This window comes from Streptomyces gilvosporeus, from assembly GCF_002082195.1.
Taxonomy (GTDB): Bacteria; Actinomycetota; Actinomycetes; order Streptomycetales; family Streptomycetaceae; genus Streptomyces; species Streptomyces gilvosporeus.
On sequence record NZ_CP020569.1, the window covers coordinates 1,808,370 to 1,824,187 of the forward strand.

At 73.5% G+C, this 15,818-nt stretch carries 15 protein-coding genes; 6 read left to right on the top strand and 9 right to left on the bottom strand.

Features of this window, described 5'->3' with window-relative positions:
• Positions 1 to 86: 86 nt before the first annotated feature.
• The 3 genes from B1H19_RS07900 to B1H19_RS07910 form a co-directional block, all read right to left on the bottom strand.
• Positions 87 to 983: an SGNH/GDSL hydrolase family protein gene (locus B1H19_RS07900; RefSeq protein ID WP_418361509.1), complete on the bottom strand. Its 897-nt coding sequence runs from the start codon at positions 981 to 983 to the stop codon at positions 87 to 89.
• Positions 984 to 1,048: 65 nt separating this feature from the next.
• Positions 1,049 to 2,257, bottom strand: a complete 1,209-nt coding sequence (locus B1H19_RS07905) for a glycosyltransferase (protein WP_083103909.1) — start codon at positions 2,255 to 2,257, stop codon at positions 1,049 to 1,051.
• Positions 2,254 to 3,381 (bottom strand): glycosyltransferase family 4 protein, encoded by a 1,128-nt coding sequence (locus B1H19_RS07910; protein WP_083103910.1) that lies wholly within the window; start codon positions 3,379 to 3,381, stop codon positions 2,254 to 2,256. The genes B1H19_RS07905 and B1H19_RS07910 overlap by 4 nt, the downstream gene beginning before the upstream one ends.
• Before the next feature lie 173 nt (positions 3,382 to 3,554).
• Between B1H19_RS07910 and B1H19_RS07915 the strand changes: the two genes are divergently transcribed.
• Positions 3,555 to 3,779 carry a helix-hairpin-helix domain-containing protein gene (locus B1H19_RS07915; protein WP_237289203.1) on the top strand — a complete coding sequence of 75 codons (225 nt, stop codon included), beginning with the start codon at positions 3,555 to 3,557 and terminating at the stop codon, positions 3,777 to 3,779.
• A gap of 39 nt (positions 3,780 to 3,818) precedes the next feature.
• Here B1H19_RS07915 and B1H19_RS07920 read toward each other — a convergent pair whose 3' ends face one another.
• A complete protein-coding gene (locus B1H19_RS07920) occupies positions 3,819 to 5,243 on the bottom strand; it encodes a hypothetical protein (protein WP_083103911.1) in 1,425 nt (474 codons plus the stop codon).
• 321 nt (positions 5,244 to 5,564) lie between these two features.
• Here B1H19_RS07920 and B1H19_RS07925 point away from each other — a divergent pair, with 321 nt between their 5' ends.
• The gene (locus tag B1H19_RS07925) at positions 5,565 to 7,031 is read left to right on the top strand and encodes a PP2C family protein-serine/threonine phosphatase (protein WP_083103912.1); all 1,467 of its coding nucleotides are present in this window, start codon (positions 5,565 to 5,567) and stop codon (positions 7,029 to 7,031) included.
• A gap of 53 nt (positions 7,032 to 7,084) precedes the next feature.
• Here B1H19_RS07925 and B1H19_RS07930 read toward each other — a convergent pair whose 3' ends face one another.
• Positions 7,085 to 8,620 (bottom strand): DNA-binding protein NsdB, encoded by a 1,536-nt coding sequence (locus B1H19_RS07930; protein WP_083103913.1) that lies wholly within the window; start codon positions 8,618 to 8,620, stop codon positions 7,085 to 7,087.
• Positions 8,621 to 8,907: 287 nt separating this feature from the next.
• Between B1H19_RS07930 and B1H19_RS07935 the strand changes: the two genes are divergently transcribed.
• Both B1H19_RS07935 and B1H19_RS07940 read left to right on the top strand, forming a co-directional pair.
• Positions 8,908 to 10,041, top strand: coding sequence for an aminoglycoside phosphotransferase family protein (locus B1H19_RS07935; protein WP_083103914.1), 1,134 nt, complete (start codon positions 8,908 to 8,910; stop codon positions 10,039 to 10,041).
• 313 nt (positions 10,042 to 10,354) lie between these two features.
• Positions 10,355 to 12,385 (top strand): N-acetylmuramoyl-L-alanine amidase, encoded by a 2,031-nt coding sequence (locus tag B1H19_RS07940; RefSeq protein WP_083103915.1) that lies wholly within the window; start codon positions 10,355 to 10,357, stop codon positions 12,383 to 12,385.
• Between the two features lie 94 nt (positions 12,386 to 12,479).
• Here the strand turns inward: B1H19_RS07940 and B1H19_RS07945 are convergent, their stop codons facing one another.
• The 3 genes from B1H19_RS07945 to B1H19_RS07955 form a co-directional block, all read right to left on the bottom strand.
• Positions 12,480 to 12,980 (bottom strand): hypothetical protein, encoded by a 501-nt coding sequence (locus B1H19_RS07945; protein WP_030066442.1) that lies wholly within the window; start codon positions 12,978 to 12,980, stop codon positions 12,480 to 12,482.
• A 97-nt stretch (positions 12,981 to 13,077) separates the two neighbouring features.
• Positions 13,078 to 13,485, bottom strand: coding sequence for an ACT domain-containing protein (locus B1H19_RS07950; RefSeq protein WP_083103916.1), 408 nt, complete (start codon positions 13,483 to 13,485; stop codon positions 13,078 to 13,080).
• The gene (locus tag B1H19_RS07955; protein ID WP_083103917.1) at positions 13,475 to 14,107 is read right to left on the bottom strand and encodes a CGNR zinc finger domain-containing protein; all 633 of its coding nucleotides are present in this window, start codon (positions 14,105 to 14,107) and stop codon (positions 13,475 to 13,477) included. Before B1H19_RS07955 ends, B1H19_RS07950 begins: the two co-directional genes overlap by 11 nt.
• Positions 14,108 to 14,155: 48 nt before the next feature.
• Between B1H19_RS07955 and B1H19_RS39685 the strand changes: the two genes are divergently transcribed.
• Together B1H19_RS39685 and B1H19_RS39690 are read left to right on the top strand one after the other, a co-directional pair.
• Positions 14,156 to 14,740, top strand: coding sequence for a pyridoxine 5'-phosphate oxidase C-terminal domain-containing protein (locus tag B1H19_RS39685; RefSeq protein WP_083103918.1), 585 nt, complete (start codon positions 14,156 to 14,158; stop codon positions 14,738 to 14,740).
• Positions 14,737 to 15,474: a leucine-rich repeat domain-containing protein gene (locus B1H19_RS39690; protein WP_418361432.1), complete on the top strand. Its 738-nt coding sequence runs from the start codon at positions 14,737 to 14,739 to the stop codon at positions 15,472 to 15,474. The genes B1H19_RS39685 and B1H19_RS39690 overlap by 4 nt, the downstream gene beginning before the upstream one ends.
• 72 nt (positions 15,475 to 15,546) lie before the next feature.
• Here the strand turns inward: B1H19_RS39690 and B1H19_RS07970 are convergent, their stop codons facing one another.
• Complete coding sequence (locus B1H19_RS07970; RefSeq protein WP_083103920.1) at positions 15,547 to 15,786, bottom strand: DUF397 domain-containing protein; 240 nt, start codon at positions 15,784 to 15,786, stop codon at positions 15,547 to 15,549.
• Positions 15,787 to 15,818 lie beyond the last annotated feature (32 nt).

Sequence of the window (15,818 nt, forward strand, 5' to 3'; positions counted from 1 at the left end):
TCGCAGCGGCTTTCGGATCCGGAAGGGCGGCCGCAGGGTGCGCGTGGCGTGGCCGAGAACCGCCCCGCCCGCGGTCCGGACGCTGCTCACCCGGCCGTTGCCGTCGCCCCCTTCGGGTCCGCGAGGGCGGCCAGTGCGGCGTGTGTGGCGTGGTCGGCGGTCGCGTCCAGGAGGCGGCCGGAACTGGCCAGGCCGTGGCGGCATTCCTGGGCGGCGAGGGCGAGCAGCCCCGGCAGCAGGTCCGTGCACCGGGCGAGGACCCATCGGGTGCCGCGGGTGGCCATCCACCACGCCGAGCCGGTACGGGTCGGGGGCCGGCCGTCCAGGACGAGCGGGGGCGGCGGCCCCACGGGGTGGCCGGCGGCGGCCAGGGCGGCGTGGAAGCCGCGGGCCAGGAGGCGGTGTCCGCGTTCGCTGGGGTGCAGCCGGTCCACGCTCCAGCTGGTGCGGTCGGTGACCCAGTGATGGCCTGCCAGGTGGAGATGCAGGCCGTCGTAGCGGCGGGAGACCGCGTGGACGACGGTGTTCACCGCGCGCATCCGCCGGGCCAGGGGGCGGGCCAGGGGCGCGGGCAGTCCCAGCATCCGCCCCGGGTCGGGCAGACAGGCCGTCAGGACCACGGCCCCGTCGGCGCTGAGCGTGCGGTGCGTCAGATCGAGTGCGGCGGCCACCTGCTCTATGGCGAAGGCGGCCCGCAGGGTGTCGTTCGCGCCGACGACCACCGACGCATAGCGGGGTGCGAGCCGACGCGCGGCGGGCAGCTGCCGCGCGGCCACATCGGCCGCCAGCGCCCCGCTGCACGCCAGGTTGACCAGCGGCACGCCGTCCGGCCGCTCCCCCAGCGACTCGGCGAGCAGCGCCGCCCACCCGCGCCAGCCGCCCCCGGGCAGGGGGTCGCCCAGCCCCTCGGTGAGCGAATCGCCGAGCGCGACGAATCCGGACCGCTCCGCCCGCCCGTCTCCCGCCACCGCCCCGGCCGGAATCTCCCCCAGACTCCGTCCGGGGGGACCCCCACTGCGAAGCTCCTCCTGTTCGCTCCGTATTCCGTTCACCGACCGCTCCGTGGGCGCACCGGCGGCTCGGGTACGGCGACCGGCATGCCCGGGAGCACCGGCGCCTCGTGCGCGGCCAGGAAGGCCGCGACGGCGGGCCGCCAGCCGTATCCCTCGGCGCGCTGCCGGGCGGCGCCGCGGCGGGCGGCCTCCGGGCGGGCCAGCACCCGCTGGACGGCATCGGCGAAGGAGGGGCCGTCGTCCAGGGCCGTGTCGCCGCCGCTGTCGACCAGGTGGGCCAGGGCGGAGGCGGCGCTGGCGACGACGGGGGTGCCGCAGGCGAGCGCCTCCAGGGCGGCGAGGCCGAAGGTTTCGGCCGGGCCCGGGGCCAGGACGACGTCGGCGCTCGCCTGGAGGGCGGCGAGGTGGGCGCGGTCGGCGAGGTGCCCGAGGAAGGCGGCGGGCAGTCGCTCCGCCCCTGCGCGGGCCTCCAGCCGCGCCCGTAGCGGGCCGTCACCGGCGACCACCAGGGCCACATCGACGCCGCGGCGGCGCAGCTCCGCCAGCGCGTCCAGCGCCCGCCCCGGCCGCTTCTCCGGGGAGAGCCGCGAGCACATCAGCATCAGGACGGCGGCCCGGCCCGCACTGCGCCGCCGGAGTTCCGCGCTGCGGCAGTCCGGGTGCCAGGCCACGAGATCGACGCCGAGCGGCGCCCGCACCACATTGCGCGCCCCGACCCGGGTGAACTCCGCCGCCGCCCATTCGGTGGTGCACACGATGCGGCTGTAGGAGTGCGCCGTGCGGGAGTTGAGCCGGTCCGCGGCGGCACGGGCGAGCGCCTTGGGCACACCGCAGGTCTTGAGCACCCCGTCGACGCTCTCGTGCGAGACCATCACCGCGGGGACCCGGGCGCGCCGCGCCCACTCCCCCGTCCAGCGCAGCGTCGTACGGTCGGAGACCTCCAGCCGGTCGGGGTCCAGCGCGTCCAGTACCCGCCGCAGCCGGTGCCGGTCGGCCAGGACGCGATAGCCCCCGGTGGCGGGCACCGCGGGCCCCGGCAGGGTGATCACCCGCCCCTGTTCGGTGCGCACGTCGGACGTCTCGCGCCCGGCCCCCGGCACTATCAGGACCGGCTCGTGCCCGGCCGCCGCATAGCCCGCGCCGAGTTCGCGCAGCGCGGTCCGCAGCCCGCCCGACGCCGGCGCGACGAAGTTGGCCACCCGTACGATGCGCAGCCCCGCCGCGCGCTCCCGGTGCGCCTTCATGCCGCCACCGCCGGCCGGCCGGCCAGCACCGCCTCGTAGTGGCCCAGCAACTGGTCCCCCACGGCCTCCCAGGTCCGGTCCTCGACGGCTGTGCGGGCCGCCCTGCCGTAGCGGATGCGCAGTTCGGCGCTGCGCCCCAGCAGCCGTACGGCGTCCCGTACCGCCCCGCCGTCGCCCGGTGTCACCAGCAGTCCGGTACGGCCGTGGTCCACCAGGTCCAGCGGCCCGCCGGCGCGCGGTGCGACCACCGGTACCCCGGAGGCCATCGCCTCCTGCACGGTCTGGCAGAAGGTTTCGTACGGCCCGGTGTGGACGAAGACGTCCAAGGAGGCATAGATCCGGGCGAGTTCATCGCCGGTGCGGCGGCCCAGGAAGCGCGCCTCGGGCAGGGCCGCGCGCAGCCCGGAGGCGCTGGGGCCGTCGCCGATGACGACGGTGCGCACGCCGGGCAGCCGGGAGGTCTCGGCCAGCAGCCGGACGTCCTTCTCCGGGGCCAGCCGCCCCACGTACCCCACCAGCAGCTCCCGCCCCGCTGCCAGCGAGCTGCGCAGCACCGCATCGCGCCGCCCGGGGTGGAAACGCGCGGAGTCGACCCCTCGGGGCCACAGATGGACCCGGGGCACGCCGTGCTCGGTCAGATCCAGCAGGGCCGCGCTGGACGGCGCCAGGGTCCGGGCCGCGGCACCGTGCACGGTCCGGATCCGCCGCCAGGCCGTCGCACCGCCACCGCCCAGATACGTACGGGCGTAGCGGCCCATGTCCGTCTGATAGACGGCGACGGCGGGCACCCGCCGCCGGGCCGCGGCCGCCATCGCGCGGGCGCCGAGGACGAACGGGCTCGCCAGGTGCACCACATCCGGCCGGTGCGCATCCAGCGCGGCGGCCAGCCGCCGCCCGGGCAGCGCGATACGGACCTGCGGATAGCCGGGCAGCGGTACGGAGGGCACCCGCACGACCGGGCAGGGGCTCTCGACGGTCGCACCGGCCGGCTCATGGCCGCCGAGTGGCGCGACGACCAGCGGATCATGGCCCCGTCGGACGAGGTGCCGGGCGGTTTCCAGGGCGCAGCGGGCGACGCCGTTGACATCGGGCGGGAAGGATTCGGTGACGATGACGACACGCATACCGCTGTTGTCGGCGCGCCGTGCGTGGACCGGACCAAGGGGATCTTTCCAGCCGGGAAACGTCCCATGAGCGTTGCGCTGCGCCCGTCGTCACCGGGCGGCCGGTCCGCCCGGATGTCAGGCGGGAACGGGCGCCCCCGGCGCCGCACCGCAGCGAACCGGTGAGGAGACCCGTGACGGCCGACGATGCGGAGCTGACCGAGCCCTCCGACGGCATTCCCCCGCAGGTCGGCGCCCCGGCGCGCCGGGCCCTGGAGCGGGCCGGCTATCTGCGGCTGTCGCAGCTGGCCGGGGCGAGCGAGGCCGAACTGCGGCGCCTGCACGGGATGGGTCCCAAGGCGCTGGGCATCCTGCGGGATGCGCTGGCGGCACAGGGGATGTCGTGCGGGAGGGAGTGACGGAGGCGGGAGGGCGTCCACGGGGCGGACACCGGCGCCTTACACCCCTTGCGCCTCGGGCCCGAAGCGGCTGCGGACCGCCGTCTGGACCTCGGCCTCCTCCGCCGGATCGGCGGCGAGGCGGCGCAGCTGCTCGACGACCCGGTCGTCGCCGGTGGCGGCGTGCCGGGCGGCGAGTTCCCGGGTGGCCTCCTCGCAGTCCCACAGGCATTCGACGGCGAAGCCGGCCGCGAAGCCGGGGTCGGTGGCGGCGAGCGCACCGGCGGCCCGGCCGCGCAGATGGGACGAGGAGGTCTCCCGGTAGATGTGGCGCAGTACGGGGGCGGCGCAGGCGACGCCGAGGCGGCCGACGCCGTCGACCAGCTCCCACAGGCCGTCCGCGTCGGGGCCTTCCTCCCTGACGGTGCGGCGCAGCGCGGCCAGCACCAGATCGGCGTCGCGCTGCGCGCCGCAACGGGCGAGCATCGCGGCGGCGGACGCGCCGAGCCGGTCCGTACGCCGGGCCCACAGGCGGGCCCGTTCGACGGCGGCGACGCTGCGCATCCGCTCGAAGGCGGCGAGCGCGGCGGCGGCCAGGGAATCGGTGGTCAGCGGGCAGCCGACCGTCTCCTCGATCAGGTCGAGAACGTCGCGGTCGCCGCGTTCGGCGAGGTGGTGGAGGACGGCGGCGCGCGCCGCGTCCGGCCCGCTGCGCGCGGTGCGCAGCAGCTCGGGGCGGTCCTCGGGGCCCGCCACGGCACCCAGGCAGCGGGCGGCGGCGAGGTGGCGGTGCTCCTCGTGCTCCGGCTCCAGGCCCTGCTGGGCCCACTGGAGGACCTCGGTGACGCTCCAGCCGGGGCGCGGCCCACGGGGCCGCAGCTGGCGCTGCCAGCGGTCGAAGGAGCCCTGTTCGCCGGCGGCGGCCAGCCGCCGGGCGTAGCGGGGGTCCTCGGCCCACAGCCGCCAGGGCCGGGGCTCGAAGGCGTCGCGGACGGCGGCGCCCAGCTCGGCCCGGCCCTCCTCGGTGTCGGGGAAGCGGGCGAGCACGGCGGGGGCCAGGCTCATCAGGCCCGCGTCGTCGTCGCGCAGGGCGAGCTCGTCGAGGGCCCAGCGCCAGTTGCTGCCGGCCGCGGCGTAGCTGCGCAGCAGCAGACGGGCGGCGTCGCGGCCGTAGGCGGCGAGGTGACCGAGCACCGCGAGGGCGAGGCCGGTGCGCTCCTCGCCGGTGTCGACGAGGTCGTCGGGGTGGAAGAGGTGCCGTTCGATCTCTTCGAGTCCGCCGTCGAGCTGCATGTAGAGGCGGGCGTAGTACAGCGAGCGGTTCTCGACCTGCCAGTCGCGCCGGGGGTCACGCAGCACGCTGTCATTGAGCGCCGCGTGCGCCTCGGCGCGCGGCGCCGCGAGGGCATGCAGGGTCCCGTCGCCGCGGCCTCGCTGAAGGAGGCCGAGCAGGGTCCCGCTGGGCGCTATGTCTGGATCGAACATGAGGTCAGCATCCGGGGCGAGGGGCAGGCTGGCAACGGGATTTCCGCTGACCGGCATTCTTGCCGGTGACCGCGGGCCGTATGCGTCGTTCCCACCATGGATCGGCGGGCATGACAGTGTGACGGCGGCCGCAGCCTACCTGGAAGCTGCCATTCCGCCGATTCGACCCGGGGTTGCCACAGGAGGCCAGTGGCATATGCCAGGTGAACCACCGTATCGGGTAATGCCAAATCCCTTACGGACCGTCGCAGCCTGTGCAACAGTCGTTACCGGCCCTGCTGTCAGACCTGGCCCCGGCGCCGCCTGATCACGGAGTACGTCATGCCGTCCCCTCTCTTCGCGGATCACTCAGCCGACCGGTCTCCCGAGCGCGACACCGTCGAGGCACTCATCACGCAGGCCCGCCGCCTGCGCGGCGGCCTGGACGCGGTGCGCCGGGAGTCCGCGGCGGTGGACACCGGCCTCGCCACGGACCCGCAGCTGCGCTGGCAGCGGGCCCTGTGCGACCTCGCGGTGCACCACCTCGACGACCTCGGGGGCCATCTCGACCAGCTGAGAGAGGGGCTGCCGGCCGAGGACGAGACGGAGCAGCCGCAGGCTGCCGACATGCCCGCGGCACCTCCCGAGCCGGCCCCGCACGAGCGCGGCTCGCTGCTGCGCCGGGTGGGCAGCGCCGAGTGGAATCTGCTCACCGACGAGGTGAGCTGGTCCGACGAGCTCTTCACGTTGTTCGGCCGCCGGCCGTCCGACGGGCCGCTGACCCTCGACGAGCTGCCGTCCCTGGTGCTGGCCGAGGACCAGGAGGGACTGGCCGCGATGGTCACCGACTGCCTGGTGGACGGCAAGCCGATCGACGGCGAATTCCGCATCGTGCGCCCGGACGCCAGCCTGCGCACGGTCCACATGGTGGGCGAGCCGGTGCTGGACGCCGACGGAAGTACGGCCTGCATGTGGGCCGTACTGCGCGATGTCAGCGAGTTGCGGCGCAGCCAGGCGGCGGTACGCGAGAGCGTGGACTCGTTGCAGCGCGAGCGGCAGATCGCGCAGACCGAGCACCGGATGGCGGTCGAGCTCCAGGAGTCCGTGCTTCCCCAGTGGCGCGACTCGCTGCGCTTCCCGCAGGGCGGCCCGGTCGCCCTCGACTTCGCCGGCCGCTATCTGCCCTCCGGCACCCGCGCACTGATCGGCGGCGACTGGTACGACGCCCTCCAACTCCCGGACGGCACCACCCTTTTGAGTGTCGGCGATCTGACCGGGCACGGCGTCACCGCCACCTCCGGGATGGCGATGGTGCTCGGCGCGCTGCGGGGCATGGCCGTCACCGGCCAGCAGCCGGGACCGCTGATGGGCTTCCTCAACCAGCTGCTGGACTCCACCGCCCAGCCCGCCCTGGGCAGCGCGGTGTGCTGCCGCTTCGACCCCCGGACCCGGCAACTGACCTGGGCCCAGGCCGGGCACCCCGCGCCGCTGCTGTTCCGCGGCGGCACGGGGCGCGCGCTGGACCCACCCGAGGGCGTCCTGCTCGGGGCGACCACGGGCGCGAGCTACGCCCAGCGCACCGAACAACTCGAACCGGGCGATCTGCTCGTCCTCCACACCGACGGGCTGGTGCCCCGCCGTCAGCCCGCCGTCGACACCCATGAGGGATCCGAGCGGCTACTGGCGCTGGCACCACGGTTCGCCGCGGCCCGTAGTGCCCAGGACAGCGTCCGTATCGTCGTCGAGGAGTTCGGCAGCACCGAGCGTGAGGACGACGCCTGTGTGCTGATCGCCAGAATCGGCGACTGACACACGGGGCATCGACACCCGGGGCATCATCCACTCGCTCGGACCGGGACCGCTCAGACCGCGAAGTTGGGTCCCAGACCGCCTGCCGATCCCAGTCCCGGGCCGAGTTCCGAACCGCTTCCCTTCCGCCTGGTCTTCGCCTTCGGCAGGACAAGCTGGATCTCCTCGCGCAGGTCCTGGATCTTGGCGTGGTTGGTGTACTGGTTGGTGAGCCGGAACATCTCCCGCAGCCGGTCCCAGGTGCGGTGGGAGGAGTTCTCGCCGATGGACACCAGAGCCAGCCGTGCGTAGCGGTCGGCCTGTTCGGGGTCGTCGCCGAGGAAGCAGGCCGAGGCCATCGAGATGTAATCGAAGATCTGCGACCTCTGGAAACCCGCATTGCGCAGCCGCAGCGCCTGTTTGGCATGGCTCTGGGCGATCTTGGCAACCGAGGGGTCGTGATCGGCGAGCGTACGGAAGGCCAGCGCCTGCATACCGTGCAGATCCGCCTCGTCGAACATCTGCATCCAACTGGGCGGCGGCACATCGCCCTTGTCCGAGACGAACAGCTCCTCCGCCTCGCCGAGCGTACGGCGCATCGCCTGGCCGTTGCCCTTGGCCGCCTGCGCCCACGCCTCGATGGTGTGCAGCATGGCGCGGGTCCGCGGCAGGGTGTGCTCGCCGGAGCCGGACTGGGCCAGCTTCATCAGGTCCAGGGCGTCGTCCGGACGGCCCAGGTGGACCATCTGGCGGGCGGCGCGGGAGAGCGCCTCGCCGGCCCGGGGGCGGTCGCCGCCTTCGCGTGCGGCGTGCGCGGCGATGACGAAGTACTTCTGGGCGGTGGGCTCCAGGCCCACGTCATGGGACATCCAGCCGGCCAGCACCGCGAGGTTGGCGGCCACGCCCCACAGCCTGCGCTGGAGATGGTCGGGATGGCGGTAGGCGAGCATGCCGCCCACCTCGTTGAGCTGGCCCACCACCGCCTTGCGCTGGAGGCCGCCACCGCGGTTGGCGTCCCAGGCGCGGAAGACTTCGACCGAGCGCTCCAGCGCATCGATCTCCTGGGACCCCACGGGGGCCGCTTCGTAACGGTCGAGGCCGATCTGCTCGAGGCCGTCGGAGGTGAAGGGATCGTCGTGGCGGGGGGCTTCGGCGGTCAGGGCGGGGTCGGTGTGCAGCCAGTCGTGCATGGCGCCGGTGAGGGCGGTTCCCGCGGCGAGCGCCGCGCCCGCGCCCACCAAGCCGCGTCGATTGAGCATGAGGTCCATTCCCGTGAATTCCGTGAGGACCGCAGCGGTCCGTTCGGGAGCCCACGGCAGACCGTCCATGGCCTGCCGCTTCCCCGAGCGACCGGTTCTGGCGAACCCTAGGTCCTCGATGGTTACGACACGGCCGAGGCGCTCGGTGAACAGGGAAGCCAGGACCTTGGGTACCGGGTCGCGGGGCGTCTCCCCCATATCGATCCAGCGGCGTACTCGCGAGGTGTCGGTCGCCAGCTGCGGATGGCCCATGGCCGCCGCCTGCCGGTTGACCAGTCTCGCCAGCTCTCCCTTGGACCAGCCCGCCAGGCCGAAAAGGTCCGCGAGACGGGTGTTCGGCTGCCTGTCCACGTCAAGCCCCCAGGTTCCTCGACTGAGTTGACAGTAACGGCCGGTGACATGGGCTGCGACCATTCGCCAGGGTTCGCCAGGGTGCGCCAGATGGTCTGCCACCCATCGCCCGTTGTTCGGTAGGTGTGCAGCCCCCGGCCCGGTGGCGGGACCGCATTCCCCAGGGTGCGCGCCCTTGACAGGGACCCTGGATCGGCCTCCGCTCACGGACCCGTTTCACCGGGTGCCCGCCACCGGGCCGGGAGCGCACTGCAACTCGTCGGCGCACGAAGGGATCTGTCTCACCCATGTATGCAGCATCGTCCGCCGTGACCGCCACCGCCCGGCCGTATCGCCCGCACCCCTCCGGCAGCGGGCCGTATCTCGACCCCTCCCCGTCAGCGGGGGGAGTCGCCGGCCTCCCCGGCGGACGTATCCGGCGGTCACAGGGGACGGGCACCCAACCGCTCAGCGGGAGACTCGACTTGTCCGGCAGCCAGGGCGCCCAGCTGCGTGCCGCCGTCGCCTCGGTGCACCGCATCTGTCCGGAGTTCCATCCGGTCCAGGTGCTGCGCCGCAGCGGCAAGTCCGTGCTCCTGGTGGGCACGACGGGCCGGACGAGCGCGGTCGCCAAGTGTTTACTGGACCACTCCCCCGCGTGGTCCGAGCGGTTCCGGCAGGAAATAGCTGCTTACCGCGCATTCGTCCGGCATCGCCCGCCGGTACGGGTGCCGCGTCTGGTGGCCGCCGATCCCGACAACTGCACCCTGATCGTCGAGCGGATGCCGGGCCGGGTGGCGGCCGCGGCCCGGCATCCGGCCGAGGCCCCGCCCCGCGCGGACCTGCGGGCCGCGCTCGGTGCGATCTGCCGGATCAACCTCTGGCGGCCGCCGCCCGGCCTGTTCGAGGCGCCGCTGGACTACGCGGGCCGCATCGGCCGCTATCACGACCTGGGGCTGCTGACCGACCGTGACCTGGGCGATCTGCAGAAGCTGCTGCACGGCCTGTCGCACACCCAGGGCCAGTTCTGCCACGGCGATGCGCTGCTGAACAACGTGCTGCTGTCGCCCACCGGCCCGGTGCTGCTGGACTGGGACAACGCGGGCTGGTACCTGCCGGGCTACGACCTGGCGACCCTGTGGTCGGTGCTCGGTGACGCCCCGGTGGCGCGCCGTCAGATCAGCCAGCTCGCCCAGTCGGCGGGTCCCGCCGCGCGGGATGCCTTCCTGGTGAATCTGATGCTGATCCTCACCCGCGAGATCCGACGCTACGAAACGGCGGTCCAGCGGACCATGCGCGAGCCCGTCCCCACCGGGGCACCGGGACCGGGACAGCCCGGTGCGCCCGCGGCGGGCGAGGAGCAGCGGCTGCTCCTGCGCCGGCTCCACGACGACTGCCAGATGGCGCGGCGTGCGGTGCGGGCGGCGGTCGGCACGCGCTGACCAGGGGTACGAAAGAGCGGCGCGCCCGGGACGGGGCGCGCCGCTCACCCATGTCCGGAGGCGACGTGCCGGGTGGCGGCGCCATTGGTCCATTCCACTGACGCCCCGCAGGCCCGGCGCCCGCTCCGGGAAGGATCCCCGGGAGATGCCCTGACATGCGAAATCCCGACCGCACGTGGCGATTGAGGGAGCGTCGGCACGACCTCTGGCCCCGGGCCGACGGCTGGCTTTACTCTCGGGTCCCCGCTCCGTACGGCTGTTTGCGCATCAACCGTCACATCGCGTCGGCTCGGGCCGGCTTGAGGAGGCAGTTTTGCGAGGATCCGCCCCGGAAGACGAGAAGAGCACCCCCCGCCCCGCCCTACGCAGGTCCCTCACCGTCGCCGCCGCCGCGTTACTGCTGCTGCCGCTGGCCTCTGCCGCCCCGTCCGCGGGCGCCGACAAGCCCCGACCGGATGCACTGCAGCGCGCCTTCACCCAAGCCGCCGACCGCTATCACGTACCGCGCAGTGTGCTGCTCGGCGTCTCGTATCTGGAGTCCCGCTGGGACGAGCACGGCGGCGCGCCCAGCGTCTCCGGCGGCTACGGTCCGATGCATCTGACCGACGCCCGTACGGCCCTGTCGCGGGCGCCGGAGTTCACCGCGCCGGACGGGGACGCCCGCGGGGACGGCTCGCGGGCCCGTAAGGCCGTTGCCGCCGATCGGGCCGAACGGGCGGCGCTGCCCGCCGAACTCCCCGCCCGGCTGCGCACCTTGCGCCGGGCGGCCGAGCTGACCGGGCTGTCGCCGCAGAAGCTGCGCACCGACCCGGCGGCGAACGTGCTCGGCGGGGCCGCGCTGCTGGCCGCCGAACAGCGCAGCCTGGGGCGGGCCGGCAGCGCCGATCCGGCCCGGTGGTATGCGGCGGTGGCGCGGTACGCGGGCGAGGACAGCCGCGAGGCGGGCGCCGCCTTCGCGAACGACGTGTACGCGGTGATGCGGCAGGGCCAGACCCGTACGACCGACGCCGGGCAGCGCGTCACCCTGGCCGCCGCGCCCTCTCTGCGCATCGACTCCGACCAGGCGAACCGCGCCGGCCTGCGGCAGGTGTCGGCGGCGGGACGCCGGGCCGCGCCGGGCGATCCGGGCGGCCCCTGGGAGGTGGAGTGCCCCTGGACGGTGGCCTGCGAGTCGGTCCCGGCCCCGTACGAGGAGTTCGGCGATCACGACTACGGCAACCACGACCTGGCCAACCGTCCCCGCGACCAGCGCATCGACACGATCGTCATCCATGACACCGAGGGGTCCTGGGAGACCACGCTCCGGCTGATCAAGGACCCGAAGTATGTGTCCTGGCACTACACGGTCCGCTCCTCCGACGGGCTGATCGCCCAGCACGTACCGACCAAGGACGTCGCCTGGCACGCGGGGAACTGGTACGTCAACTCGCATTCCGTCGGCGTCGAGCATGAAGGTTTCCTCGCCTCGCCGGACGCCTGGTACACGGAGGCGATGTACCGTGCGTCGGCCCGGCTGGTGCGGTATCTGAGCCGGAAGTACGACATCCCGCTCGACCGGCAGCACATCGTCGGCCATGACAACGTGCCCGGGACGACCACGGCGACGATCAAGGGCATGCACACCGACCCGGGGCCGTACTGGGACTGGGGCCACTACTTCACCCTGCTGGGCGCGCCGTTCACGCCCACTGCGGGCCCGTCGGGCGGGCTGGTGACCATCCGCCCCGACTACGACCGCAACCGTCCGCAGTACACCGGCTGCGCGAAGCCGGGGCAGCCGTGCCCGTCGCACGGTTCGACGGCGGTCCGGCTGTACACCGCGCCGGACGAGCACGCTCCGCTGGTGCGCGACATCGGGCTGCACCCCGACGGCAGCGATTCGACCATCGACGTCAATGACACCGGGGCCCGAGCCTCCACCGGCCAGCGGTTCGCGGTGGCCGACCGGGCGGGTGACTGGACGGCGATCTGGTACCTCGGGCAGAAGGCGTGGTTCCGCAATCCGGTCGGCGCACGGACGGCGGTGAACTCGCGCGGCCTGATCGCCACGCCGAAGGCCGACCGCCCGGCCATCCCGGTCTACGGCCGGGCCTACCCGGAGCAGGCGGCGTATCCGGCGGGGGTGCCCTACCAGGCCGTCTCGCCGCTGCCGTACACGCTCCTGGCCGGGCAGAAGTACGCGGTCGGGGACCGGGTGCGCGGTGACTACTTCTACTCGCCGACGTTCGACGTCAGCGGGCATGCGGTGGTGCGCGGCGAGGACGTCTACTACGAGATCCAGCTCGGCCACCGGGTCGGGTACGTCCGGGCGGCCGATGTCGACATCCGCCCGTCGGATGCGTGAGGGGAGCCGCCGGGCTCCGGTCGGGTGAGCGTATGCGTCGCGCCCGGTGGAGGGCGGTGCCGTCCACCGGGCGCGGCGGGTGTGAGCTGTGAGGTCAGCCCTGCTGGAAGAGCTCCGCGGGCAGCGGCTTGAGCAGGGCGTAGAGATCGTCGGTGATCGGGCGGTCCCAGCTGGCGATGGTGACCAGGACGCCGTCGCTGCGGTCGAACTGGGCGCAGGAGATCCGGCTCTCGGAGCATTTGATGCGCTTGACGATCAGCAGGTTGTCCTCGTGCATCACCGGGGTGTCCTCGCTCTCGACGACCGTGACCGGTTCGTCGTTGCCGAGCGCCGCGAGCAGCTGGGCCACCTCGAAGGGCACCTCGTCGTCCTCGAGGTCGCGGGCCGGGGAGCCCTCCGGCAGATTGCCGATGATCATCGCGGGGCCGCGGCCGCCGAACAGGTCGTACCGCAGAAAGACCCCCTGGCAGGTGCCGTCGGGCGCGGGCAGCAGCCCGGCGCCCAGATTGCCCGGCCAGTCGCCCGGGTCCATGGCGAGAACATCGAAGTCAGGACCAGCGGGCGTGGCTGCGCTACGGCGTCGGAGGAAGGACATGCCGCCATCGTACGTGGCCGGACGGCGCGCGCGGCGCGGACATCGGGGTGCGGGAGCGGGGCGCTCCGGGGCCGCGGGCGGCGGGCGCTCGGCCCGCTCAGTCATCGGCCTCCGCCCGCTCGGCCAGCGCGGCGAGCAGCCGGAGCGCCTCGTCGGCCGCGTCGTACGGCACAAAGAGGTGATCATGGAAGTAGCCGGCGACGACATTGCAGCTCAGGCCCGCGGCGGCGAGTTCGGCGGCGACGGCGGCGGTCAGGCCGACGGCGTCCAGGGAGGAGTGGACGCGCAGGGTGATCCAGCCCGCCACATAGGCGTAGCCCAGGCCCGTACGGTCGGCGTCCTCCTGCCGTACGACCAGGGTGAGCCCCTCGGGTTCGGCGATCGTGACGACCGGCGCCGCGCCCTCCGGAGCGGCTCCCGGCACGGTCGTGAACACATAGCGGCCCTCGTGCAGCTCGGGCCGCATGCTCCGCAGCAGCACCCGAAGATCGCGTTCACCGTGCATCTGTCCCACCGTGGCCTTCCTTTGTCCCACCGTGGCCTTCCTTTCGCCGTTCGTGGTGGCGCGCCACGCGGGCGCGGTTGCCGCAGGAGGGGGTGCACCACTCCTGGCGGGGGTGGTCCTTGAGGAAGTACCGCACACAGCGCGGGGCCGGGCAGGCCCGCAGGAGGGTGCGTTCGGGCCCGTCGAGGAAGGCGATGACGGCGCGGGCGAGCGCGGCGGTGATCCGGTCGGCGGCGGGCGGGTCGCCGACCGGACAGCTGCGGGCCTGCGGCGGCGCGTCCGGGGCCCAGACGAGGCGGGGCACGGTCGGGACCAGGGCCGCGGCGGCGTTCAGACGGCGCAGCGCCTCGTCCTCGGGGAGCAGTCGGTGGGCGTCGGCGCGGCTGGCCGGACGCGGGTGCACGGCGCGGGCGAACAGGGCCCGGGTGGCCGCGCGCAGCTCCCGTACGGCGGTCAGGAGCACCGCGTCCGCGGCGGCCTGCGGGGCGCCGTCCAGGAGGGCGGTGCGTTCGCGCAGCCAGGCCGCGAGTCCGGCCGTGTCGGCGAGGTCGTCGGCGACGCCGCCGTGGCCGTCGTGGCGGAGGGTGACGGCGAGTTCGAGGGCGAGCCGCGGTGCGGTCATGGGGCTAATGCTAGCGTCCGGGCAAGCCGTTAGGAATGGGGGAGAGCCATGACCGACCCGAGGACCGACCTCCGTCAACTGCTGTGCCGGCTCCCGGTGTTCGCGGGCGACCTGCCGTCGTTCGATCCCGACGAGGCACCCGACGATCCGGTGGCCCTGTTCACCTCCTGGCTGCTCGACGCCGTACGTCGGCAGATCCCCGAGCCGCATGCGATGACGGTCTCGACGGCCGACGCGGACGGCAATCCGTCCGCCCGTACGCTGATCCTCAAGGACCTCGACGCGTCCGGCTGGCGGTTCGCGGCGCATGCCGACAGCGTCGTGCGCGGGAGCGCCGAACGGGCGGCGCAGGACTTTCTGGCACGGGGCGCGGGCGCCCGCGCCGAGGCGCTGCTCGGCCGGCAGAGCCGACCGCTGACGGGCGGCCTCGCCGAACGGGACGCCGCGGTCGCGCAGTCGGCGGACCGCCTCGCCCGCGAGCCCGGTCTGGTCGCGCCGCAGTGGCAGCTGTTCACCGTACGCGCCGAGTCCGTGGAGTTCTGGCAGGGCGACCGGGAACGCAAGCACACCCGGCTCGTCTACCAGCGCAAGGCCGACACCGAGCTGTGGACGAAGGGGCTGCTGTGGCCGTGACGGAGACGACGGGTATCCGTCTCAACTACTGGAAGGCGGGCCTGAGTTCGGTCCCTGGCGAGGTCTGGCGGCACGAGGACGACTGCACGGCCCTGATCCTGGCCGACAACCACCTCACCGAGCTGCCGACCGCGCTCGGCCGCCTCCGTTCGCTGCACACGCTCGACCTCGGCCACAATGCGCTGACCGGAATTCCGGAGGAAATCGGCGAACTGGCGGCCGGACTGACCCGGTATCTGTATCTGCACGACAACCGGCTGACCGGTCTGCCGGACGGGCTGTGCTCACTGGATCGGCTCGGCTATCTCAATGTCGGGGAGAATCCGCTGGGGCGCCTCCCGGAAAGCATGGGAGACATGACCGGTCTTGTCGAACTGCGCGCCCAGCACGCCGCGTTGACGGTTCTGCCGATGTCGGTGGGGAGACTCGAATCCCTCCGCGAATTGTGGCTGGGCGGCAATACGCTGACCGAACTGCCCGATACCGTCGCGGCGCTGCGCGCCCTGCGGGTGCTGGAGCTGCGGAACAACGCGTTGTCCCGCGTTCCCGAGGCGCTGCGCACCCTGCCGCTGCTGCGCCGGATCGACCTGAGGGGCAATCGGATCGGGGAGGTTCCGTCATGGATCACCGAGCTGCCGTCGCTGGAAAAGCTGGATCTGCGGTGGAATGCGGTGGCGGATTCCGCGGAACCGGTTCTGGAATTGCGTGACATGGGGTGCGTGGTGCTCACCTGAGGTCCTTCCGGGGTGCCTCGCGTTCGGGCACCCCGGAAGGACCCGGACGGACGGAATTCCGCCCGCCGCGGACTACGTCAGGTCGAACTCCCCCTCACGCGCCCCCAGTACGAACGCCCGCCATTCCCCGGGCGTGAAAATCAGCGCCGGGATCTCCGGGCTACGGGCGTTGCGCATCGCGATATAGCCCTCGACGAAGGCGATCTGGACGTCGCCCACGCCCTGGCTGCTCGACTGCCACTCGGCGTGGGTCAGATCGAGGTCGGGCGCGCTTCCGCCCGTCAGCCGCTGCTCGGTGATGCTGTCGGCCACGTTGCCGCTCCTCCCGGTTGGTCGGTCCGGCC